Origin of the sequence: Streptomyces sp. MBT65 (assembly GCF_016612545.1) — a bacterium.
Lineage (GTDB): Bacteria > Actinomycetota > Actinomycetes > Streptomycetales > Streptomycetaceae > Streptomyces.
The window spans coordinates 1-531 of record NZ_JAENRY010000743.1 but is presented as its reverse complement, the minus strand read 5'-3'; the positions used below and the strand labels follow the sequence as shown (position 1 = coordinate 531).

Annotated in this window: 1 protein-coding gene; it reads left to right on the top strand. The window is 72.9% G+C overall.

Annotated features, from left to right (window positions below):
- Positions 1 to 531: ScbA/BarX family gamma-butyrolactone biosynthesis protein (locus JHN63_RS51915; protein ID WP_267953888.1), on the top strand; the 531-nt coding region annotated here is incomplete at both ends.

Here is a 531-nt window from a genome sequence, read left to right as displayed (position 1 = left end):
GGGGTACAGGGGCGGCGGCGGGGCGGGACGCCTTCGCTCACCTGTCCCTGACCCGGACCGTCCCCAAGGAGTTCGTCCACCGCGCCTCCGTCGCCGAGGTCCTCCTCACCGACTGGCACCGCACCGGCCAGGACCGCTTCACCGTCAGCGCCCAGTGGCCCCGCGCCCACTCCTTCTTCACCCCCATCAACGGCCGCCACGACCCCCTCATCGCCGCAGAAACCATCCGCCAGAGCGGACTCCTCCTCGCCCACACCGAATACGGCGTCCCCCTCGACCACAACTTCGTCATGCACGACCTCACCCTCACCCTCGACCCCGCACACCTCCACGTCGGTACCGCACCCGCCGCCCTCACCATCGACGTCACCTGCTCCGACATCACCCGCCGCCGCGGCCGCACCGCCGCCCTGCGCTACACCAGCACCCTGCGCCGCGACGGCCACACCCTCGCCCGCGCCGACGCCTCCTGCACCTGCACACCCCCCGCCGTCTACCGGCGCCTGCGCGGCAACCGCACCCACACCACCC